This window comes from Steroidobacteraceae bacterium, assembly GCA_041395505.1.
Classification (GTDB): Bacteria; Pseudomonadota; Gammaproteobacteria; order Steroidobacterales; family Steroidobacteraceae; genus JAWLAG01.
Map to the genome: position 1 here is coordinate 902,468 of JAWLAG010000001.1, position 22,196 is coordinate 924,663.

At 63.7% G+C, this 22,196-nt stretch carries 16 protein-coding genes and 1 tRNA gene; 11 read left to right on the forward strand and 6 right to left on the reverse strand.

The features are described from left to right. Positions 1-8 precede the first annotated feature (8 nt). Positions 9-1,790 carry an aspartate--tRNA ligase gene (gene aspS / locus R3E77_04150; GenBank protein MEZ5498608.1) on the forward strand — a complete coding sequence of 594 codons (1,782 nt, stop codon included), beginning with the start codon at positions 9-11 and terminating at the stop codon, positions 1,788-1,790. After that, entirely contained in the window at positions 1,787-2,443 is a 657-nt protein-coding gene (locus R3E77_04155) for a hypothetical protein (GenBank protein ID MEZ5498609.1), read from the forward strand. Before aspS ends, R3E77_04155 begins: the two co-directional genes overlap by 4 nt. Here the strand turns inward: R3E77_04155 and mutS are convergent. Continuing rightward, the gene (gene mutS, locus R3E77_04160; protein ID MEZ5498610.1) at positions 2,422-5,004 is read right to left on the reverse strand and encodes a DNA mismatch repair protein MutS; all 2,583 of its coding nucleotides are present in this window, start codon (positions 5,002-5,004) and stop codon (positions 2,422-2,424) included. The two genes, R3E77_04155 and mutS, sit on opposite strands and share 22 nt — an antisense overlap. 85 nt (positions 5,005-5,089) lie before the next feature. On the opposite strand from mutS, the gene R3E77_04165 reads away from it, so the two are divergent. The 7 genes from R3E77_04165 (at position 5,090) to R3E77_04195 (ending at position 11,889) form a co-directional block, all read left to right on the forward strand. After that, positions 5,090-5,590, forward strand: coding sequence for a nicotinamide-nucleotide amidohydrolase family protein (locus tag R3E77_04165; GenBank protein MEZ5498611.1), 501 nt, complete (start codon positions 5,090-5,092; stop codon positions 5,588-5,590). Positions 5,591-5,735: 145 nt separating this feature from the next. Then, a complete protein-coding gene (gene recA / locus R3E77_04170; protein ID MEZ5498612.1) occupies positions 5,736-6,767 on the forward strand; it encodes a recombinase RecA in 1,032 nt (343 codons plus the stop codon). Between the two features lie 27 nt (positions 6,768-6,794). Next, positions 6,795-7,289 carry a regulatory protein RecX gene (locus R3E77_04175; protein ID MEZ5498613.1) on the forward strand — a complete coding sequence of 165 codons (495 nt, stop codon included), beginning with the start codon at positions 6,795-6,797 and terminating at the stop codon, positions 7,287-7,289. A gap of 90 nt (positions 7,290-7,379) precedes the next feature. Beyond that, entirely contained in the window at positions 7,380-10,013 is a 2,634-nt protein-coding gene (gene alaS, locus R3E77_04180) for an alanine--tRNA ligase (protein ID MEZ5498614.1), read from the forward strand. Between the two features lie 32 nt (positions 10,014-10,045). Then, positions 10,046-11,284, forward strand: a complete 1,239-nt coding sequence (locus R3E77_04185) for an aspartate kinase (protein MEZ5498615.1) — start codon at positions 10,046-10,048, stop codon at positions 11,282-11,284. 86 nt (positions 11,285-11,370) lie between these two features. Further along, positions 11,371-11,628, forward strand: coding sequence for a carbon storage regulator CsrA (gene csrA, locus R3E77_04190; GenBank protein ID MEZ5498616.1), 258 nt, complete (start codon positions 11,371-11,373; stop codon positions 11,626-11,628). A 170-nt stretch (positions 11,629-11,798) separates the two neighbouring features. Continuing rightward, a tRNA-Ser gene (locus R3E77_04195) sits at positions 11,799-11,889 on the forward strand. Between the two features lie 397 nt (positions 11,890-12,286). On the opposite strand, the gene R3E77_04200 is transcribed toward R3E77_04195, so the two are convergent. Next, on the reverse strand, positions 12,287-12,898 hold the full coding sequence (locus R3E77_04200; GenBank protein MEZ5498617.1) for a YdeI/OmpD-associated family protein: 612 nt from the start codon (positions 12,896-12,898) through the stop codon (positions 12,287-12,289). Positions 12,899-12,964: 66 nt separating this feature from the next. Between R3E77_04200 and R3E77_04205 the strand changes: the two genes are divergently transcribed. After that, the gene (locus tag R3E77_04205) at positions 12,965-15,040 is read left to right on the forward strand and encodes a PQQ-binding-like beta-propeller repeat protein (protein MEZ5498618.1); all 2,076 of its coding nucleotides are present in this window, start codon (positions 12,965-12,967) and stop codon (positions 15,038-15,040) included. 6 nt (positions 15,041-15,046) lie between these two features. Beyond that, on the forward strand, positions 15,047-16,255 hold the full coding sequence (locus R3E77_04210; GenBank protein ID MEZ5498619.1) for a CaiB/BaiF CoA-transferase family protein: 1,209 nt from the start codon (positions 15,047-15,049) through the stop codon (positions 16,253-16,255). An 80-nt stretch (positions 16,256-16,335) separates the two neighbouring features. Here the strand turns inward: R3E77_04210 and R3E77_04215 are convergent, their stop codons facing one another. Genes R3E77_04215 through R3E77_04230 form a run of 4 tightly spaced genes read right to left on the reverse strand, consistent with a single transcriptional unit; the run spans position 16,336 to position 22,024 of the window. After that, positions 16,336-17,979 (reverse strand): long-chain-fatty-acid--CoA ligase, encoded by a 1,644-nt coding sequence (locus R3E77_04215; GenBank protein MEZ5498620.1) that lies wholly within the window; start codon positions 17,977-17,979, stop codon positions 16,336-16,338. After that, positions 17,976-18,968 carry a phosphotransferase family protein gene (locus R3E77_04220; protein ID MEZ5498621.1) on the reverse strand — a complete coding sequence of 331 codons (993 nt, stop codon included), beginning with the start codon at positions 18,966-18,968 and terminating at the stop codon, positions 17,976-17,978. Before R3E77_04220 ends, R3E77_04215 begins: the two co-directional genes overlap by 4 nt. A gap of 55 nt (positions 18,969-19,023) precedes the next feature. Beyond that, positions 19,024-19,737, reverse strand: coding sequence for an SDR family oxidoreductase (locus R3E77_04225; protein ID MEZ5498622.1), 714 nt, complete (start codon positions 19,735-19,737; stop codon positions 19,024-19,026). Positions 19,738-19,771: 34 nt separating this feature from the next. Further along, positions 19,772-22,024 carry a TonB-dependent receptor gene (locus R3E77_04230; protein MEZ5498623.1) on the reverse strand — a complete coding sequence of 751 codons (2,253 nt, stop codon included), beginning with the start codon at positions 22,022-22,024 and terminating at the stop codon, positions 19,772-19,774. Between the last annotated feature and the right edge of the window lie 172 nt (positions 22,025-22,196).

Here is a 22,196-nt window from a genome sequence, read left to right on the forward strand (position 1 = left end):
AGCAGCGCATGCGTAGCCACTATTGCGGTCAGGTCAACGAAAAACTGGTCGGCCAGAGTGTCACCGTAGCCGGTTGGGTGCATCGCAGGCGCGATCATGGCGGTGTCATTTTCGTCGACCTGCGTGATCGCGAGGGCCTCCTGCAGATCGTGTTCGATCCTGACGATGCCGCGCTTTTCGCGCAGGCAGAGAAACTGCGCAACGAATTCGTTCTCAAGGTCAAGGGCCGCGTGCGCGAACGGCCGACGGGAACGGTCAACACCAACCTTGCCTCCGGCCGGGTCGAGTTGCTCGCGACCGAACTCGAGATACTCAATCGCTCCGAAGCCTTGCCATTCCAGCTCGACGAACACGAGAAGGTTTCCGAGGAAGTACGGCTGCGCTTCCGCTATCTCGATCTGCGCCGCGAAGCGATGAACTCGCGCCTGCGCCTGCGCCACCGTGTGACGCGCGCAATGCGCGAATTCCTCGACGGCGAGGGCTTCATCGACCTCGAAACCCCCATGCTCACCAAGGCGACACCGGAAGGCGCCCGCGACTATCTTGTGCCCTCGCGCACCCACCCCGGTGCGTTCTTCGCGCTGCCGCAGTCGCCGCAGATCTTCAAGCAGCTGCTGATGGTCGCGGGCTTCGATCGCTACTACCAGATCGTGCGCTGCTTTCGTGACGAGGACCTGCGCGCGGATCGCCAGCCCGAATTCACCCAGCTCGATGTCGAGACTTCATTCCTCGATCAGCAGAGCATCATGGCGCTCATGGAGCAACTGATCCGCCATGTGTTCAGGAGCGTGGACGGGGGTGCGCTGCCCGATCCCTTCCCGCGGTTGACCTATGCGGAAGCGATGCGGCGTTTCGGTTCTGACAAGCCGGATCTGCGCATTGCCCTCGAACTCTGCGACATCGCCGACCTGGTTGCCGATTGCGATTTCAAAGTATTCGCGGGCCCGGCGAAGAGTGCCGATGGCCGTGTGGCCTGCCTGCGCGTGCCGGGCGGCGGCAAGCTCAGCCGCAAGGAAATCGACGATTACACGGCGTTCGTCTCTCGCTACGGCGCCAAAGGTCTCGCCTACGTCAAGGTCAATGATCGCGCGCGTGGCCGCGATGGCCTCGCCTCGCCGATCATCAAGTTCCTCGGTGATGCGGCGATCAGCGGCATACTCGAGCGCAGCGGCGCCGCCGACGGCGACCTGTTGTTCTTCGGTGCCGACCAGGCGCGCATCGTCAACGACGCGCTCGGCGCGCTGCGTGTGCGTGTGGGCACCGATCTTGGTCTCGTGGCCGCCGGATGGCAGCCGCTGTGGGTCACGGATTTTCCGATGTTCGAATGGGACGGCAATGCCAGGCGTCACGTCGCCATGCATCACCCTTTTACCGCGCCGGTAGATCCCGATCCGGCGGCACTCAGTGCCGAGCCGGCCGCTGCGCTTGCCCGCGCCTACGACATGGTGCTGAACGGCTCGGAAATTGGCGGCGGGTCCGTGCGTATCCATCGCCAGGAAATGCAATCCGCCGTGTTCACACTGCTCGGCATCGATGCCGAGGAGGCGAGGCGCAAGTTCGGATTCCTCCTCGATGCGTTGCAGTACGGCGCACCGCCGCATGGTGGCATTGCCTTCGGCCTCGATCGCCTGGTCATGTTGCTTGCGGGCGCCGACAGCATTCGCGATGTCATCGCTTTTCCGAAGACCCAGACCGCCGCCTGCCCGCTCACCGACGCGCCGACGCCGGTTACCGAAGCGCAGCTTGCGGAGTTGCATATCCGGCTGCGCCAGATCCCGAAGAGCGAATGAAAAAAACGGCCGGCGCGAGCGACACCCTGGTCGTCTACGTGCATGGCCTGTGGCTGAATGGCAGCGAGTCGCTGATCCTCCGGCAACGCCTGGCGCGATTGACCGGCTGGCCGAGCGTGTCGTTCCGGTATCGCAGCGTTACGCAGCCGCTTGCGCAAATCGTCGCGGCTCTTGGGCAATTCGTCGCCTCCCAATCTGCGCGCACGGTGCACCTGATCGGCCATAGTCTCGGCGGACTGGTCATTTATCGCCTGCTCGAAGCCGAGGAGCCGGCCCAGCCCGGTGCGGTGGTCTGGCTGGGTACGCCGGCGGTCAAAAGCGGCACCGCCCTGCAGTTGGGCAGCCGGCGCTGGGCGGCGCCCCTGCTCGGTTCGGCCGTTGCCGAGGAGTTGCTGGCACCGCGCCAACGCCATTGGCGCTCTGGCCGGGCGCTGGGCATCATCGCCGGAACCCATGCCGTAGGCCTTGGCCGTTTGTTCTCGCGCATCGAGGAGCCGAGCGATGGCACCGTCGCCGTGAGTGAGACGCGCCTGCCCGGCGCGACCGATCACCTGACCCTGCCGGTCAGTCACACCGGCATGCTGCTATCGGCGCGGGTCGCCGAGCAGACCGCGGCCTTTCTGCGCGAGGGTCACTTTTCGTTGCGACCCTGAGCGAGCGCTTTCAAGGCATACAGCCACTGCAGTGCATCGCGCGGCGTCAGCTGATCGGGTTCGATGCCGGCGAGTTTTTCGAGCACGGCGCCGGATGCCGGATCGGCCGCCACGAACAGCGGCAAGGCCGCCTGGCGCGGGTCTCCGGGCGGCGCGGCGCGCTCGCGCTCGAGTTCATCGAGATAACCCTTCGCCGAATCGATGACCTGCCAGGGAACGCCGGCCAGGCGCGCTACCGCGAGTCCGTAACTGCGATTCGCGGGTCCTTCGCGCACGCTGTGCATGAAAACGATGCCGTCGCGGTGTTCGGTCGCATCGAGATGCACATTGACACAGTTGTCGAGTTCGCCGGCCAGCGAAGTGAGTTCGAAATAGTGGGTGGCGAATAACGTGAACGCCCGCAGCTCGCGTGCCACATGCCGCGCGCTTGCCCAGGCGAGCGAGAGACCGTCGAAGGTACTGGTGCCGCGACCGATTTCATCCATCAGCACCAGCGAGCGTGCGGTGGCGTTATTCAGGATGTTGGCGGTTTCGGTCATTTCGACCATGAAAGTGGAGCGCCCGCCCGCGAGATCATCCGCGGCACCGATACGCGAGAAGATCCGGTCGAAGGGCCCGAGCCGGGCGCGACGGGCCGGCACGAAACTGCCGACATGCGCGAGGATCACGATGAGCGCGGTCTGGCGCATGTAGGTCGATTTGCCGCCCATGTTCGGGCCGGTGATGATCAGCATGCGTCTGCGGTCATTGAGATCGACGTCATTGGCGACGAACTCGACATCGCTGAACCGTTCCACGACCGGATGTCGCCCCGCATCGATGCCGAGGCAGGGTTCGCCAATCAGCTCGGGCGCACACCAGTTGAGCCGATGGGCGCGCTCGGCGAATGCCGCGAGCGTATCGATCGCGGCGATTGCAGCCGCCCCTTGCTGCAGGGCCGCGAGATCGGCAGCGAGATCGGCGAGTACCTGCTGGTAGAGCACAGCTTCACGCGCCTGGGCCCGTTCCCTGGCGCCGAGCACCCGGTCCTCGAAGGATTTCAGCTCCGGCGTGATGAACCGCTCGGCGGAGCGCACCGTCTGGCGCCGCTGGTAGTCCTGCGGTACCTCGTCGGCCTGCGTGCGTGATACTTCTATATAGAAACCCTGCACGCGGTTATAGCCTAGCTTCAGGCTGGACAGTCCGCTGCGTTCGCGCTCGCGCTTCTCGAGATCCATGAGATAGCTGTCGGTGTCACCGGCGAGCCGCCGTGCCTCGTCGAGTTCGGCATCGAAACCTTCCGCGATCACCTGCCCGTCGCGCAATTGCGCGGAAGGCTCCGGTGCGATCGCGGTTCGCAGGAGTTCGAGTTGCGCCCGGTGGTGGCCGGCATCGTTCGCAAGCCGCGTGAGCAAGGGCGAGTCGAGAGTCGCGAGCGCCGCGTGCAGGGCAGGGAGCGTTTCGAGCGCATGGCGCAACTGGGTCAGGTCGCGTGGACGCGCGCTGCCGAGGGCGACTCGCGCCAGAATCCGCTCGATATCGCCGATTTCCTGCAGGGCGTTGCCGAGTTCCGGGTCCGTGATGACGCGTTGCAACTCGCCGATCGCCTGGTAGCGCTCGCGCAGCAGGCGCTGGTCGGTCAATGGCCGGTTGAGCCAGCGCCGCAGGTTGCGCGAACCCATCGCCGTGCGCGTCGCATCCAGGATGGCGAACAACGTGGCGTCCTCATTGCCCGACAGGCTCGCGTCGATTTCGAGGTTGCGCCGTGTTGTGGCATCGATCTCGAGCGCATCGCTGCGCTCCTCGACCTGCAGCGCGCGAATGTGCGGAACGGCAGCCTTCTGGGTGTCGCGGACGTATTGCAGCAACGCGCCGGCGGCGGACACCGCGAGGCGCAGCTCATCGGCGCCGAAGCCCTGCAGGTCACGTGCCTGCAGCTGCTCGCTCAACATGCGCGATGCGCTCGCAAAATCGAAATGCCACGGCGGCCGCTGGCGGACCACGCAATCGCGCGGGCCGACGCTCTCGAGCCCATTGCCCTCGGCAACCAGCATCTCCGCCGGGCGCAAACGCTCGAGTTCCGCCGCGAGTGACCCGGGGCCACTGTGCTCGAGTACCGTGAACCGTCCGGCGGCGAGGTCGAGCCAGGCGAGGCCGAAGCGCTCGCCGTCGCGACACAAGGCCATGAGCAGCGCCTCGCGGCGCTCCTCGAGTAATGCGGCGTCGGTGAGGGTGCCTGGCGTCACGACGCGTACCACCCGCCGTTCGACCGGGCCCTTGCCCTTGCCGACTTCGCCGACTTGTTCGCAGATGGCTGCCGACTGGCCCTTGCGCACGAGGCGCGCCAGATAGCTCTCGAGCGCCTGCACCGGCACGCCGGCCATCGGGATGGCCTCGCCAGCGGACTGGCCGCGCCTCGTCAGCGTGATATCGAGGAGCCGCGCCGCTTGGCGGGCGTCATCGTAAAATAGTTCGTAGAAGTCGCCCATCCGATACAACAGCAGCGTGTCCGGGAATTGTGCCTTGATGCGCAGGTACTGCTGCATCATGGGCGTGTGTGAGGCGAGGGCCTTGTCGTCCATTTCACTCGGGATTATGAGATAGGTTCCATGGCCTTGCCGCAGGAATTTCACGATGCCGCGAGCCGCCACCAATGGAGAAGGCGACATGGCAGATGAGCGAAAGCTTGCCGGGGCAGTGCAGGAACTGGCAGCGCGGTTGCGCGCGCGCGGAGCCAGGCTGGTTACTGCCGAATCCTGCACCGGCGGCTGGATCGCCAAGGCCTGTACCGACCTCGCCGGTAGCTCGCAATGGTTCGAGTGCGGCTACGTCACCTATTCCAACGCCGCCAAGACGCGTGATCTCGGCGTGGCCGCAGAAATCCTCGCGCAACACGGCGCCGTCAGCGGCGCGGTCGTCGACGCCATGCTCGCCGGCGCGCTCAGCCGCAGTGGCGCGGCCGTCGGCATTGCCGTCAGTGGCGTCGCCGGACCCGACGGCGGCAGCGCAGACAAACCGGTCGGTACGGTCTGGTTCGCGGTGGGCGGTGCAGGCGACATCGTGGCGAGTCATGAACAATTGCCGGGCGATCGGGAGGCGATCCGCCGACGCACCGTCGAGCTCGGAGTGCGCAAGCTCGTCGAATGGCTCGATCAGCACCGGCGCTGAGCACTTTATACAGTGTCGCTGTTTGCGGCCCACTGTATACGAGCGTGCAATGTGAATTTTTTGTTCATCGAAGCAGCAATGCGCTGCTCGCCAGGCACATAGATATGAAATAATTCCTCCGCCATCACCCGGAGGATTCATCAACATGCAGGACAATCGCAAGAAGGCGCTGGTCGCCGCGCTAGGGCAAATCGAAAAGCAGTTCGGCAAGGGCAGCGTCATGCGCCTGGGTGATGCCTCGGCCGCTTACGACATCGACTCCGTGCCAACCGGTTCGCTCGCGCTCGATGTCGCCCTCGGCATCGGTGGCCTGCCACGTGGCCGGGTCGTCGAAATCTTCGGACCGGAGTCCTCGGGCAAGACCACACTCACCCTGCAGGTCGTGGCCCAGGTGCAGCGTGCCGGCGGCACGGCTGCCTTCGTCGATGCCGAGCATGCACTCGATCCGAGCTATGCGCAGAAGCTCGGTGTCAATGTCGACGATCTGCTCGTGTCCCAGCCCGATACGGGCGAGCAGGCCCTGGAAATCACCGACATGCTGGTCCGCTCCGCCGCCGTCGATCTGGTGGTCGTCGACTCCGTGGCCGCTCTTACGCCCAAGGCCGAGATCGAAGGCGAAATGGGCGATGCCCACGTCGGCCTGCAAGCACGTCTCATGTCACAGGCATTGCGCAAACTCACCGCCAACATCAAGCGCTCCAACTGCATCGTCATCTTCATCAACCAGATCCGCATGAAGATCGGCGTCATGTTCGGCAATCCGGAAACCACCACCGGCGGCAATGCCCTCAAGTTCTATTCCTCCGTGCGCCTCGATATTCGCCGCATCGGCGCGCTCAAGAACGGCGACGAAGTCGTCGGCAACATGACGCGTGTCAAGGTCGTCAAGAACAAGGTCGCGCCGCCGTTTCGCGAGGCCGAATTCGAAATCATGTACGGCAGCGGCATTTCCCGTGAAGGCGAACTCATCGAAATGGGCGTCATTCACGGCTACATCGAAAAATCCGGCTCCTGGTACAGCTATGGCGGTGAGCGTATCGGTCAGGGCAAGGACAACGTGCGCGAGTTCCTCAAGCAGCATCCGGAAATCGCCGACGGCATCGAGCAGCAGCTGCGCGCCAAGTTGCTGCCGGCCAAGGCACCGCGCGAGGCAGCGGCTGCGGCGGACACCGCCTGATCGGCCCGCACCGTCGTGCAAACGCCCGTGGCAACGAGGCGAGGCCGCCGGCAAATCGAAGCTGACAGCCCGGCCGCGGCGGAACACGCCGCCGTGGCCATGCTCGCAAGGCGCGACCTGTCCATGGCAGACCTGGGCCGGCGCCTGCGGCGGCGCGGCTACCACCCCGCTGCAATCCAGCAGGCGCTCGAGCAGCTCGGCGGGCGGGGTTTGCTGGACGATGCGCGCTTTGCGGCCAACTTCGTCGCCTACCAGACCCGCCGTGCCCAGGGTCCGAACAAGATCCGCAAGCTCCTCCAGGAGTCGGGTGTCAGCTCCGACATCATCGATGCTGCCCTGGACGGCGCCGGCGCCGGTGACTTTGCCGAGCAGGCCGCCAGGCTGCGCGAGCGGCGTTTTGGCCCCCAACTGCCGAACGACTGGCGCGAGAAAGGTCGGCAGGCGCGCTACCTGGCGGCACGCGGATTTTCCAATAACCAGATACGCGCCGTGTTGGGCGCGCGCGACTTGCCCGAGGACTGACGCGCTCGCCCGGGCAGGCTTGCGGCGGTTTCGCTAGACTAATCAACTGTATCGGTCGAGCCTGACCCGCGACTGCCTGGTTCCAACACGATGACGGTCAAAACACCGCCCAAGATGAGCGCTGCCGACGTGCGCCGCGCATTTCTCGAATTCTTCCGCGACCGGGGCCATGAAGTCGTGCCGTCCTCGAGCCTGGTGCCGGGCAACGACCCGACGCTGCTGTTCACCAATGCGGGCATGGTGCAGTTCAAGGACCTGTTTCTCGGCAAGGAGCAGCGCAGCTACCGCCGCGCCGCCTCCAGCCAGCGCTGCGTTCGCGCGGGCGGCAAACACAACGATCTCGAGAACGTCGGCTACACGGCGCGGCACCACACCTTTTTCGAGATGCTGGGCAATTTCTCCTTTGGCGACTATTTCAAGCGCGAGGCCATCGAGTACGCCTGGGGATTTGTCACCGAGGTCCTCAAGCTCGATCCGGCGAGGCTGTGGGTCACGGTTTTCGAGGAAGATGACGAGGCCGCGGACCTGTGGCTGAATCACATCGGGGTCGACGACGCGCGATTCACTCGCCTCGGCGAGAAGTCGAACTTCTGGGCCATGGGTGATACCGGCCCCTGCGGACCCTGCAGCGAAATCTTCTATGACCACGGCCCCGACATTCCCGGTGGTCCGCCGGGTTCGCCGGACGAGGACGGCGACCGCTATGTCGAGATCTGGAACCTCGTGTTCATGCAATTCGACCGCTCGAGCGATGGCCAGCTCACTCCGCTGCCGCGGCCGTCCGTCGACACCGGCGCAGGCCTCGAGCGCCTCGCCGCGGTGATGCAGGGCGTGCACAACAACTACGACATCGACCTGTTCCGCAATTTGATCGAAGCGGCCGCGAAACTCGCGGGTACGACGGATCGCAGTCACAATTCACTGCGCGTGATCGCAGATCACATTCGCGCCACGAGTTTCCTCATGGTCGACGGTGTCATGCCCGCGAACGAAGGGCGCGGTTATGTCCTACGCCGCATCATGCGACGCGCCATCCGTCATGGCTACAAGCTCGGAATTCGCGAGCCTTTTTTTCACCGGCTGGTGGCGCCGCTCGCCAGGGAAATGAGCGGTGCCTATCCGGAACTCGCGCGGGCGCAATCGCGCGTCTCCGAATGGATCCTGCTCGAGGAGCAGCGCTTCGCGGAGACACTCGCCAACGGCATGTCCCTGCTCGAGGGGGCGATCGCCTCGCTCGGTGAGCGTCGCGAGATCGATGGCGCGACTGTTTTTCGCCTCTACGATACCTTCGGATTCCCGGTCGATCTCACGGCTGACATCGCCCGCGAGCGCGGCCTTGCCATCGACCAGGCCGGCTTCGACGCGGCCATGCAGGAGCAGCGAGATCGCGCCCGCGCCGCTTCGCGTTTTGCGGTCGACCAGCAGGCTGTGCCCCAGACCGACGTTGCGAGCGAATTCACAGGCTATGCAACGGTCGCCGGCGAGGCCCGGGTGGCAGCGATTTTCGTCGACGGCAAGCCGGTGTCCGCGGTCGTTGCGCCGCAGAAGGCCGAGGTCATACTCGATCGTACGCCGTTCTACGCGGAATCAGGCGGACAGGTCGGCGATCGGGGCGTGCTGATGGCCGGCGATTCGCGCTTCGTCGTCGACGATACGCAGAAGCGTGGCCGCGCGCATAGTCATATTGGTGAGCTGGCCGCCGGACGACTCGCCGTCGGCGAGCGCGTCAGTGCAGAGGTTGCCGCCGATCAGCGCGAAGCGACTGTGCTCAACCATTCCGCGACCCACTTGCTGCACGCGGCGCTGCGCCAGGTGCTCGGTACCCATGTCGAGCAAAAGGGCTCGCTGGTGGAGGCGGCACGTCTGCGTTTCGATTTCTCTCACTTCAAACCGCTCACTGACGACGAGCTGAACGCGGTCGAACGGCTGGTCAACCGGCAGATCCGCGACAATGCAGCCGCCACGGCGGAAGTGATGGCCTACGACGATGCGATCGCAGGCGGCGCCATGGCATTGTTCGGCGAGAAATACGACAGCCGGGTCAGGGTTCTGCGCATCGGCGAGTTCTCGACCGAGCTCTGCGGCGGCACGCACGTCGCACGCGCCGGCGACATCGGCTTGTTCAAGATTACGGGCGAGAGCGGGGTCGCGGCAGGTGTGCGGCGCATCGAGGCCGTGACCGGCGAAGCCGCCTGGCAGTATGTCGCGCATTCCGAATCGCTGCTCAACACAGCGGCAAGCCAGTTGCGCACGACGCGGGATGAACTCACATCGCGCGTGCAGGACACACTCGAACGTGTGAAGCAGCTCGAGCGCGAGTTGCGTGCGGCGCGCGACAAGCTGGCGAGCGGGGCGGGCCAGGACCTCGCTGCCGCGGCGGTGCAGGTGGGTCCGGCGCGCCTGCTCGCCAAGGTCATCGACGATGCCGATGCGGCGGCGCTTCGAAATGCCGTCGATGGCCTCAAGTCGCGCCTCGGCACGGCGGTCATCGTGCTCGCCTCGGTGCAGGCGGCCGATCGGCTGACGATCGTCGCCGGAGTCACTGACGATCTGACCGGACGAATACGCGCCGGTGATGTCGCCAATCACGTGGCGCGCCAGGTCGGTGGCCGCGGCGGCGGCCGCGCCGATTTCGCCCAGGCGGGAGGCAAGGACGCGGCCGCTTTGCCGGGCGCGTTGGCCGGAGTTCGTGACTTCGTCGCGGCCGGCCTCGGCCTCGCCTGACGCAGTCGGCCGGGCGCCAACGCGCGCAATACGTGTCCAGGCTGGTCCAGAAATTCGGTGGCACATCCGTCGGCAGCCCGCAGCTGATCCGCCAGGTCGCCGAGCGCATAGCGCGCACCTGCGCCGCCCGGCACGAAGTAGCGGTCGTGGTGTCCGCGATGGGGGACAGTACCGATCGCCTGATCGATCTCGCGCGCCAGGTCGTACAGCGGCCGATGCCACGCGAGCTCGATGCACTGCTCGCCACGGGCGAGCAGGTGTCCACCTCGCTCCTCGCCATGGCGCTCAACGCGCTCGGTGTCGAGGCGAAGTCGTTCAGTGGCTGGCAGTTGCCGATTCAAACGAGCGCCGTGCACGGGCGAGCACGCATCGAGGCAGTTGCGACGACGGGTCTGCGAAGTGCCATGGCGCAAGGCATCGTGCCGGTGGTCGCGGGATTCCAGGGCGTGGATACCGCCGGCAACGTAACTACCATCGGTCGCGGTGGTTCAGATACCTCCGCCGTCGCGCTGGCGGTTGCCCTCGAGGCGTCCGAGTGCCAGATTCTGACCGACGTCGACGGCGTATTCACCACCGACCCGCGCCTGGTACCTGGCGCGCGCCTGATCCCGAAACTGAGTTTCGAGGAAATGCTGGAACTTGCCGGCCAGGGCTCGCGCGTCCTGCACGCGAGGTCGGTCGAGTTCGCAACCAAATACAACATGCCGATACGCGTCGCGTCGACACATGGGTTCGGCGACGGCACACTGATTTCCCGGGAGGAAGCCAACATGGAAGCGCCACTCGTTTCAGGTATTGCCTTCAACCGCGACGAAGCGCAGTTGACCGTGACGGGATTGCCCATCGCCCGGGATATCGTTCATCGCGTCCTGCAACCGTTTGCGGCTGCGCACATCGAGATCGACATGATTGCGTTGACGCAAGCTCGCAACGCCACAACCGAAATCTCGTTCACGGTGGATCGCGAGCATTACGCCGTCGCATTGGAGCTGGTGCGGGCGGCTGTATCGGGTGTCCCCGGAGCAGCCGTGGAGGGCGACGCCAGGGTTGCAAAAATCGCAGTTGTCGGTGTCGGCATGCGCTCACATGCCGGTGTGGCGGCAAAAATGTTTGAGACACTGTCAAATATCGACGTTCCAGTTCGCCTGATTTCGACTTCGGAGATAAAAATTGCAGCTCTTGTGCCGGAAAAAACATTAGAATTGGCGGTCAAGGAACTACACGCCGCTTTTGGTCTGGACGGCCTCAAGGAGGTGAGCGGCACACGATAAGCAAGTAATGGCCAGAAACGTGGCTCGCGCAGGATGGCGCGTGGCCACACGCTAGGCCAAGGTTGAAACAGAATGAGGCCATCTCAATGCTCATTTTGACTAGAAGAGTGGGCGAGACCGTCATGATCGGCGGCGAAATCACCGTTACCGTACTCGGGGTCAAGGGAAATCAGGTTCGCATCGGCATCAATGCTCCCAAGGACGTGTCCGTGCACCGAGAAGAAATCTACGAACGCATCAAGCGCGAAGTAGGCGATGTCATTGCCGATGACGAAACCGACAGCGATGAGCCGGGGACTCCGGGCAAGAAATCACCCGATCGCGCGGAATTCGCATTTGTCTAGGGCGCTCTAGGTCGCGCGGAACAATCGAGCTCCTTGCATGCGCTCAGGCGGTGGCGGCCTGTGCTGGTTGCTTTACGCCAAAGAGTCGCGCCAGTATCATGAGCCCGCGGCGCGCCGGGCGGGACGCCGCGTTTCCCCAAGCGACTGAAATGACAGGATTTACTCTGCCCGGAGAGATGGCCGAGTGGTCGAAGGCGCACCCCTGCTAAGGGTGTAAGGGTCAAAAGCCCTTCGAGGGTTCGAATCCCTCTCTCTCCGCCAGTTTCATGCGCCGACGGTTCAGGATTCGAACCCTCGAAATCGATCAAGCCCGGGTTCGAGCGAGCCGAAGCGGCAGCGCAGGCGAGCGACGCCGGAGCGCGCGAGCGCGACGGCGGTCCCGAGCGTAAGCGAGGGACGAGGGCGCGCAGCGCCCGAGCCATCCCTCTCTCTCCGCCAGTTTCATGCGCCGACGGTTCAGGATTCGAACCCTCGAAATCGATCAAGCCCGGGTTCGAGCGAGCCGAAGCGGCAGCGCAGGCGAGCGACGCCGGAGCGCGCGAGCGCGACGGCGGTCCCGAGCGTAAGCGAGGGACGAGGGCGCGCAGCGCCCGAGCCATCCCTCTCTCTCCGCCAGTTTCATGCGCCGACGGTTCAGGATTCGAACCCTCGAAATCGATCAAGCCCGGGTTTTGCGTTGCGGCTTGGCCGCCAGGAACTGCCTGATACGCAGGCCCCGTCGCGAGTCCAGGATCAGTTGTTGCAAGCGACCTTGGCGCGTCGCCTCACGTTTGGCGCTGATGACCCACCAGATGGCTGCGCGCCGATACGATGGGACTTGCGAAGTGAAGAATTCGAATGCGACGCTGTCGCGCCGCAATTCGGCTTTGTAGGGCGCCGGCAGATCGGCCGGTCGCGTCTCGTAGGAATAGACGCCACTGCGGTTCTCGCGCCGAGCCGCGAATGCGGTCCTGCCTGCGACAGTCATTCGCCCCTGCTTGAGAAGTCCAAGCGCGCGCTCGGTATTGGCCCGACTCCAGGTGCTGCCCGCATTGCGCGGGCTGAAGCGTATCTTGTACCGGCCCTGATCCACGCGCTTGCGTATCCCGTCGATCCAGCCGAAGCACAATGCTTCGTCGACCGATTGCTGCCAGCTGAGATGGTCCTTGCCCGTAGCGACCTTGTAATAGCCGACCCACAATGAACGCCGCGAGCGCGCGTTGATTTGGAACCAACGGCGCAGCTGTGCTGCTGACTTGAAATACGCCGGATTCGCTTCGGTACCGTTCACGGTTGCAGCCTTGACTTGCTTGCGGCTAACAAGGTAGTGTCCCGGCACAATGCCGAGGCATTGCCAATGGCCGTAGCGCATAGTCTAAACATCTTCCTGCTGCTGGCCGTCGCGGCCTCGGGCATTACGCTCGGCGCGGAGCCAGCGAGCCAGTCCACACCGGCAACCGCCGGAAAGGTCGCCTTCGAACACTATTGCGTCGAGTGCCACCACGTCACCTTGCGTGGGACAGGCCATGGACCTGCGCTCGATGGCGATCAGTTTCGGACTCACTGGCGTACCAGGAGTGCGAGCGAACTCGCCACCTATATACGAACGGCGATGGCGTCGGCCATGCCCTCGTCGGTCGACGCTCAGGTATTCGCCGACCTCGCGAGTTATCTGCGCGAACACAATGGCATCCATCCACCGGGCGGCGATGCCAAAGCAGTGGACGCCGAGGAATCCCAGAAATGGCAAGGCGCGCGCGGCATAGCGGAGGCCGCCGCCCGCGCCGGGCAATGGACCAATCGGGAAACCGGGCCGCTCACTTCGGTCACTGACGACATGCTGCGCAATCCACCGGCGGCCGATTGGCTCAGCTGGCGCCGCACACAGGACGGGCAGGGGTTCTCGCCACTCTCGCAGGTCAATCGCAATACTGTCGGTCGATTGCGCCTCGCCTGGGCCATGACCATGCGCGAGGGCAGCAACCAGGTCACGCCGCTCGTGCACGATGGCATCATGTTCCTGATCCATCCGGGGAACGTCGTGCAGGCGATCGACGCCGCAACGGGTTCGCTCATCTGGGAATACGCCTATCCCCATCCCGCCGAGTCACGCACGCTCGGCGGACCGACTCGAAATATCGCCATCTACAAGGATCGCCTCATCGTCGCGACCTATGACGCGGCGCTGATAGCGATCGAGGCGCGTACGGGCAGGCTCATCTGGCGAACGCAACAGGCCGATTACACATTGGGCTACACGCACACGTCGGGACCATTGATTGCCGATGGTGTCGTGGTCAGCGGCATCAATGGCTGTGAGCGCTTCAAGAAGGAAGGCTGCTTCATCACGGGCCACGATCCCGAGACCGGGCGGGAGTTGTGGCGCACCTCGACGATTGCCTTGCCCGGTGATCCCAACGACGCGTCCTGGGCCGGCGTACCGGTGCCATTGCGCGGTGGCGGCGACAACTGGATCACAGGCAGTTATGACCCCGATCTGAAACTGGTGATCCTCGGAACCTCCCAGGCCAAGCCCTGGGTTGCGGCGAGTCGCGGCATGACGCCGAAGGCGGCGGCGCTCTACACCAACTCGACGCTGGCCCTCGACCCGCATACCGGCAAGATTCGCTGGTACTTCCAGCATGTCGGTGGCGAATCGCTCGATATGGAAACCGGCTTCGAGCGCGTGCTGGTGGATGACGACGGGAGGAAGCTGGCCGTGACGGTTGGCAAGGATGGCATCCTCTGGAAACTCGACCGCCGCAACGGCAGGTTCGTGGATTTCGCCGAAATGTTGCCGCAGAACATCTTCGAGCCGCTCGACAAGCGCACCGGCAAATTGAAATATCGCGCGGATATCCTCGAAGCGCGCATCGGCACGACCGTGTCGGTCTGCCCGAGCCTCTACGGCGGCCATAACTGGCAGGCGAGTGCCTACAACCCGGCAACGCGCGCACTCGTCGTGCCGCTGCACCAGCTCTGTGCCGAATTCACGGGCGAAGCCGTGGACATGCGCGAGGGCGGCGGTGGCTATGGTGGCCAGTCGACGGTCATGCCCATGCCGGGAACCGATGGCCTGCTCGGCCGCCTGACAGCCATCGATGTGCGCAGTCTGAAGCCGCTATGGAGCCACACGCAGCGGGCATTGTTCCTGACCGGCGTGCTTAATACCGCGGGAGGATTGAGTTTTGTCGGCGACCTCGATCGCTATTTCAAGGCCTTCGATGTCGATACCGGCGAGGTCCTCTGGCAAACGCGCCTCGGCGCACCACTGCACGGCTACCCAATCACCTATTCGGTTGGCGAGAAACAATTCATCGCCGTGCCGACTGGCATGGGCGTATTCAAACTGATGACGGCTCGCGAGTCGCCCGATATCTATCAACCTCAAGGCGGCAATGAACTCTACGTTTTCGAGCTGTCACCGCCGTAGCACTCAGTGGGCGATCCAGACCAATCCCGGCGCGCTGCGCGTGTAGATCAACGGGCGGGTCCGCTGCGCGGCCTCAAGGTCGTGGAGCTGGCGGGCATCGGTCCGGGTCCCTATGCCGGCATGCTGCTCGGCGACCTGGGGGCGGAGGTCACACGGGTCGGCCGCGCCGGCAAGGACGACTCCGGCAGCGCGGATCCGACACTGCGCAACCGGCGCTCGATAACGCTCGATCTGAAAAACCGCGAAGCCGTGCAAGTGCTTCTGCGCCTGGTTGATCGCAGTGACGTATTGCTCGAAGGGTTTCGGCCGGGTGTTGCCGAGCGGCTGGGTGTCGGACCCGATGAGTGCTGCGGGCGCAACCCGCGTCTCATTTATGCACGCATCACCGGCTGGGGCCAGTCGGGTCCATTGGCGAAAACCGCTGGTCACGATATCAACTACATTGCTCTCAGCGGACTGCTGCATCAGATTGGAACCAGCAGCGGCAAGCCGGTGGCGCCGCTCAACGTCGTAGGTGACTATGGCGGCGGCGGCCTGATGGCTGCATTCGGCATCCTGGCGGCGCTTTACGAGCGCGAGCGCTCGGGGCGCGGTCAGGTGGTGGACACCGCGATGATCGACAGTTCGGTATCTTTCCTGGCTGCCATGATGGGTTTGCATCAACAGGGGCTATGGCGCGATGCCACGGGCGGCAATTTCCTGAGCGGTGCTGCGCATTTCTATGACACCTACCGAACTCGCGATGGCAAATGGCTGGCCGTCGGCGCGATCGAGCCGCAGTTTCATGCAGTTGTGGTCAGAAAACTGAATCTCGATCCGGTCGAGTTCGCAGGCGGGGTCGGTTTCATGGGTGCGCCCTATGATGAACTGGTCGACGACGTCTGGCCCGCCTTGAAGGTGAAACTTGCCGAGGCCATCGGTCGCTACACCCGCGATGAACTCGAACAATTGTTTGCCGGCACCGATGCCTGCGTGACGCCGGTGCTCAGCATGGAGGAGGCGGCTCGCCATCCCCACAACATTGCCCGTTCGGTCTTCGTCGAAGTGGGTGGCGCGATGCAGAATGCACCCGTGCCGCGCTTCAGCCGCAGCAAGCCCGACGAACCCCGTGTTCCGCGCCGACCCGGTGCGGATGGCACCGCAATACTCGAGGAACTTGGCTACAGCGCGCAGGACATTGCCGCGCTGACGAGAAGCGGCGCGTTGCCGGGATAGCAGTGCCTGCCGTATCGCCCGGAACATGCCCGGAAAACGTGGCTTGCCGCGACCTGGAGTCGGGTGACTCGAGATCGGCGCTAATGGCCTGAGATCGTTGCCACGTCGAACTCACCGGCAGCGAATCTGCGCCGCAACTCTTTCTTGTCGATCTTGCCGACACTGGTGCGCGGGAGCTCCGCAACGGTTGACCAGTATTCGGGTACCGCGTAGCGCGCCACATGCGGGCGCACGAACTCACGAAGTTCAGCCGGGTTCGCCGACACACCCGGACGATTGACGATGAGCGCTAGCGGTCGCTCTTCCCAACGCGGATCGGGAATGCCAATCACGGCAACTTCGAACACATCTGGATGGCGAGCGATGGCATTCTCGAGTTCTACGGACGATACCCATTCGCCGCCTGATTTGATCACATCCTTGGTGCGATCGGTGATACGCACATAGCCCCCGGCATCGATGCTGCCCACATCGCCGGTGCGCAGCCAGCCATCCGTGGTGAACGATTCCGGTGTTGCCTGCCGATGATACGAACCCGTCACCCACGGACCATGCAGCTGCAATTCACCTACGGCCACACCGTCGTTCGCGAGCAATTTGCCCGCGGCATCGACGATGCGTACTTCCATGCCCGGTACAGGCCGGCCGCTCATTGCCCGCCATTCGCCTTCTGCCGCGGGCGCACAGCCACGTGGCGGGATGGACAAACAGCACATCGGGCTGGTCTCGGTCATGCCCCAGCCCTGCAGAACCGGCACGCCCCAACGCTCGCGGACGGCGTCAATCAACGCCGGCGATACTGCCGAGCCGCCGGATACGATGACCCGAAAGCTGCTCATGTCGAGCGGATCGCTGCGGTCCGACTGGAGCAGGTCATTGATGAGCGTAGGGACGACGGCCGTAAACGTCGGACGTTCCAGTCCGATCATGGTCCGCAAGTGTTCCGGTTTCAGGTGCACAGCGGGCAGGAGCAGATCGCTGCCCGCGAACCATGCCGAGAACGGCAGACCCCAGGCATTGGCATGGAACATCGAGGGCATCAACAGGATTCGATCTGCCTGACAGATGCCGAAGGTATCGTGCCCGAGCGTCCCGAGTGTGTGCAAAAAAATGGATCGGTGGCTGTACACGACCCCCTTGGGATCGCCGGTCGTGCCACTCGTGTAGCAGACCACCGCGGGGTCGCGTTCATCGAGCGCGGGCCATGCGAATTGCGCGCTCGCTCCTGCGATCAGCGGGTCATAATCATGCACGTGGAAGCGGCTGCGTTCTGCTTCATCTTTCCCGATCGCGCTGTCCCCGCCGACGACGATGACGTGCTTCAGGCCAGGTAAGGCTGCGAGCGCGGGTCGCAGTTGGCCCCACAGCGATGCGTCAATGATCAATGCGCGATCGTCGGCGTGGGCCATGATGGCGGCGATCTGCTCTGGCAACAAACGCACGTTGAGCGTGTGCAGGACGGCTCCCATTGCCGGCACGGCAAGATAGGCTTCGAGATGCGCTTGATGGTTCCAGCAGTAGCTTGCGACCCGCTCGCCACGCGCGATTCCCAGGGCGCGAAGCGCAGCGGCGAGCCTTACTGCGCGTGACGCGACCTGCGAGAAACTGCTGAACCGGAAGCCCGCACCGTCGAAAGTGCCAACACGGCTGTTGGCGTGCACCCGCATGCCGTGGCGCAGGATCATCTGCGTCGACAACGGCAGGTCCATCATGGTTGATTTCATGCGCCAGTCCCCAGTCCGGCAATGCGCGCAGCTTCTTCGAGCAACGCGGGGACGTCATATTCAAGACGTCGCGAGTAGTCGTCGGCGACCTTGCCCGTTCGATATAGCACGTAGGCGCCTTCGACGATGGCAGCCAGTCGCCACAATGCAAAGACCCGATAGTACTCGAAATCGTCGAGCGCGAGCCCGGTGTGGCGCGACCAGCGAAGTGCCAGTGCATCGCGATCGATGCACTGCGGAAATTCGCGCGTCACGTGCTGGACGAATGCGAATCCCGGCGGCGTTACCTGACGCTCTCCCCAGAATGCGAGTGCGAGCGCAAGGTCGGCATAGGGATTGCCTATGCTCGCCAGTTCCCAGTCGATTATCGCCGCGAGTTGCGGTCGATCGCGTCGGAACAGCGTGTTGTCGAGGTGGTAATCGCCGTGCATGATGCTCGCCGGTGGCGGCGGCGGCAGATGCGCTTCCAGCCAGCGGCCGAGCTCGTCTATCAGTGGCAATGCGCGGACCGAATCCGCAGCGCGCGCCTTGAGCCAACGCCGGACCTGCTTGGCAACGTAGTCCTCTGGCGCATTGGGCGGCGCGGTGCCAAGTGCCTGCCATTCGATGCCATGCACCCGGGCCAGCGCGTCGATCAGCTCCTCGCCCAGGGTCGTCAGGGTGCGTGCGCTTCTTGCATACGCCGGTGGCAGTTCGGTGCTGATCGCCATGCCATCGATGTGTTCGACGACCGCGAACGCACAGCCGAGCACTTGCAGGTCATCGCAATAGGCAATGGGGCGGGGGACCGGCGCGTGTCCATGGATCGCCCTGAGCATCCTGAATTCGCGCTGTACTCCGGCGGCGGCGCTGGCAGAGATGGCATTCTCTGGCGGTCGTCGCAGCACGGCCAATCCGTCGCGATGGTGGATCAACTGGGTGACATTCGAATTGCCGCCGCCCAGTCGCTCGCCGAGCCGGGCATCTGCAAGATCGGCGTGGTCGGCCATCCAACGGGATAACAGAGCCGAAGTGTCCATTTGCGAACAGCCGTCGACTATCCTCTCAGAGGGTCGACATCATGCCACCGTCGGTCGCGATGATAGAGCCCGTCATGTAGGTCGATCCAGCGACCCACCAGATGACCTCGGCAATCTCCTGCTCAGTGCCAACCCGGCCCAGCGGAATCCGCGACACCAGTTGGTCCAGGGCCTTGTCGTCGACCTTGGCGGTCATTTCGGTCATGACCAGCCCGGGAACAACCAGATTGACGCGGATCTGTCGCGGCGCAAGTTCCACGGCCAGGACCCGCGTCAGCCCGGACAGCCCGGCCTTGGAGGCGCCATAGGCGCTGTCGCCGGCAAAGCCGCGTAACCCGACCACTGCGCCGATGTTGACGATGGACGCACCTTCGCCCATGTGCGCAAGGCTCGCCTTGATGCAATGCATGGGGCCCGAAAGATTGGTTTCGAGTACGGCGTGCCAATCGCCCAAGTCGAGTCGTTGCAGCTTTCGCCCGCGATGCAGGCCCGCATTGTTGACGAGGACATCGACGCCGCCCCAGGCCGCGGTCACACGCTGCAGCGCGTTCTCGACCTGCTCGGCATCCGTGACATCCGTGGCGATCGCAAGCGAGTCCGGCCCAAGCTGTTCGCGTAGTCTCGCCTCATCGATCTGGCGCGCGAGTACGGCGATGCGATCGCCGCGCTCGCGCGCCAGGCGCGCAGTGGCCAACCCAACCCCGCGGGACCCACCCGTTATGATCCAGCGCCGGCTCATGTGGTCCCTGCGCGGGCATGCCGAACGGGGTCGATCAGCGTGATCCGAAGTTGTGCGTCAACCGGATGCCATAGGTCCTCGGTGGCCGGACAGCAGCGTAGGTCCAGAGGCCAGGAAAGGTCACGCTCGTGCCAACGTCGTAGGCCTGCGACCAGGAGTCATCATCAGTGAGGTTCATGGCCCAGAGGCTTACCGTGGTGTCCTTGAACCGATAGCCGATCGAAGCATCGATGACTTCGTGCGAAGGCACCCGGCTTTGCGGCGAATTGAGGAACGTGAGTTCCTGGTCATCGATGTAGCGCAGGTCGGCCTGTACCCACATCGAGCCACTGCCGACGTTCCAGGTGTAGTTGGGCGAGATCGTCGCCGTCAGATCCGGCGCGCGCCGCAACTTGAGATAGGACAGATCGCGCTGATCGACGGGTGTCGCCGGATCGGTGTCGATCAGTTTCTTGAACTTCGAATCGAGGACGCCGAGATTCGCGGCAATCGTGAAGTTGTTGGTGACCCGGGCCAGCAGATCCAGTTCCAGACCTTTGATTTCCGCTCGTGCTGCGTTAGTTACGACTGTTTGCTGTCCCGTGCCCTGTGTGGTCGGCACGCTCTGCTCTTCCTGCTTGTCGTTATAGCGCATGAGGAACACCGAGCCGTTGAGGCGGACGCGTCCATTCACCCACTCGCTCTTCCACCCAAGCTCGTAATTGTCGACAGTTTCTGGATCGTAGGGAATCGACGCCGCTTCGTAGGTACCGGGCCGGCCGGTGAATCCACCTGCGCGATACCCCTTTGAATACAGGCCATAAACCATGACATCCGGATTGACGCGATAGCGCAGGTTCACCTTCGGCGTGAATTCGTTCCAGGACTTCTTGAACGGATTGGCGAGATTGCCAAGCGTCGCAAGCTCGGGCATGCCCGCATCGATGACGCCGCTATCCTTGTCATCCTTCGTGTAGCGACCGCCGACCGTCAAGGTCATTGCGTCGGTCAGCCGGTAGTCAGCCTCGAAGAATGCGGCTTTCGATTCGGTGTTCTGAACGACCGTCTGGTCAATTGCGAGTACGGTTCCGGACGGCAGACCGAACAGCAGGTCACCGAAGCCGATGTAGCTGCGCAGGTCGATGCGGTAGTCGGATTTCCACGAGTACAGGCCAACCGTGTAGTCGAGCCGCTCGCCGGAATGCACCCAGCGCAGTTCATGACTCGTCTGATTCCATTTCGCCGGACGGTCGGTGTGATACAGCGTGAGCGCTGTGCCATCCCAATCCTGGAAGACCTTCTCGTCGGTGGAGAACTTGCCGAAGACGTATTCGAGCTGGTCACCTTCGCGAACGCTCCAGCGGATATTGCCGATGTGCAGATCGCTGTCGAAATAAGTCTGATAGGTCCCGGCATCATTTTGCAGAACCACGTAGCGATCGCCTGACTGCGGCACGTCCAGGCTCTGAGCGCACTGGTTATAGAAGAAGCACCATGCCTGGTTGGGCTGAGCAATATTGACTACGGTATTGGCGTCCTGATCCTGCTGAGTGCGATCGTAGCGATACGCGAACTCGAGGGTGTCGGTCGGTTTGAAGATGAAGCTCGGGCTGTACTGGGTGAACCTGACCTTGCCCGTGTCGGTGTTGCGCGTGCTGTTGTAGAACCAGCCATCGTTATCGCGTTTGGCTGCGCCCAGCTTGAACGCAAACTTCTCCGACACCGGAACATTGATGTAGCCGTCCAGCTGCAGGTCGCCGTAATTGCCCGCACCGGCGCGTACTGCACCCGAGAAGCCATCCGTGTTGGGCCGGCTGCGCGTCACATTGATGACGCCGCCAATGGAATTGCGCCCGAACAACGTGCCCTGCGGTCCGCGCAGGATTTCCATGCCCTGCAGGTCGATGGCTTTGATCATTGCGCCGGAGTTCACGCCGATGAAAACGCCGTCGACCACCACGCCGACCGTCGGATCGAAGTTTTTCTCGACGTCCGTTGTGCCGACGCCACGCACGGAAATGGCCGCCGGACTGCCCGGACCCTGCTGCAGATCGTCGATGATCACATTGGGCGCGACATTGGCGAAGGTCTGCAGATCGACGTCCGTACGTCGCGCGAGTTCGTCCGTGCCGATCGCGCTGATTGATGTGCCCAGGTCCTGAAGGTTTTCCTGGCGCTTGCGCGCAGTCACGGTGATTTCCTGGAGTGCGCCGGTTGCGCCAGGGTCATCTGCTGCGAGCGTTGGCTCGCCGATACCGCAGCATAGCGCGACGGCCGCCGTCGACAAGAGCACGCTGGACTTCGCCATTGTCATTACTCCCTTGAGATCGTAATTAAGATTGCAAACCACTGACTGGCCCGGCGCCCGCTGGTCGCGGGTCGCGAGCCCCACCAAGCCCCCAGCGGAACGATAATCCGCTTGTTGTCGTCTAGCAAGTGAATCTATACTCGATCGCGATTTCGCCGCCCGCGAAATCCCC

Bases quoted from the DNA above. Each gene is read 5' to 3' on its own strand.
- aspS (MEZ5498608.1), top strand. From the start codon at position 9: ATGCGTAGCCACTATTGCGGTCAGGTCAACGAAAAACTGGTCGGCCAG.
- R3E77_04230 (MEZ5498623.1), bottom strand. From the start codon at position 22,024: ATGGCGAAGTCCAGCGTGCTCTTGTCGACGGCGGCCGTCGCGCTATGC.
- R3E77_04155 (MEZ5498609.1), top strand. From the start codon at position 1,787: ATGAAAAAAACGGCCGGCGCGAGCGACACCCTGGTCGTCTACGTGCAT.
- R3E77_04215 (MEZ5498620.1), bottom strand. From the start codon at position 17,979: ATGAAATCAACCATGATGGACCTGCCGTTGTCGACGCAGATGATCCTG.
- R3E77_04220 (MEZ5498621.1), bottom strand. From the start codon at position 18,968: ATGGCCGACCACGCCGATCTTGCAGATGCCCGGCTCGGCGAGCGACTG.
- recA (MEZ5498612.1), top strand. From the start codon at position 5,736: ATGCAGGACAATCGCAAGAAGGCGCTGGTCGCCGCGCTAGGGCAAATC.
- mutS (MEZ5498610.1), bottom strand. From the start codon at position 5,004: ATGGACGACAAGGCCCTCGCCTCACACACGCCCATGATGCAGCAGTAC.
- csrA (MEZ5498616.1), top strand. From the start codon at position 11,371: ATGCTCATTTTGACTAGAAGAGTGGGCGAGACCGTCATGATCGGCGGC.
- R3E77_04165 (MEZ5498611.1), top strand. From the start codon at position 5,090: ATGGCAGATGAGCGAAAGCTTGCCGGGGCAGTGCAGGAACTGGCAGCG.
- alaS (MEZ5498614.1), top strand. From the start codon at position 7,380: ATGACGGTCAAAACACCGCCCAAGATGAGCGCTGCCGACGTGCGCCGC.
- R3E77_04225 (MEZ5498622.1), bottom strand. From the start codon at position 19,737: ATGAGCCGGCGCTGGATCATAACGGGTGGGTCCCGCGGGGTTGGGTTG.
- R3E77_04205 (MEZ5498618.1), top strand. From the start codon at position 12,965: ATGGCCGTAGCGCATAGTCTAAACATCTTCCTGCTGCTGGCCGTCGCG.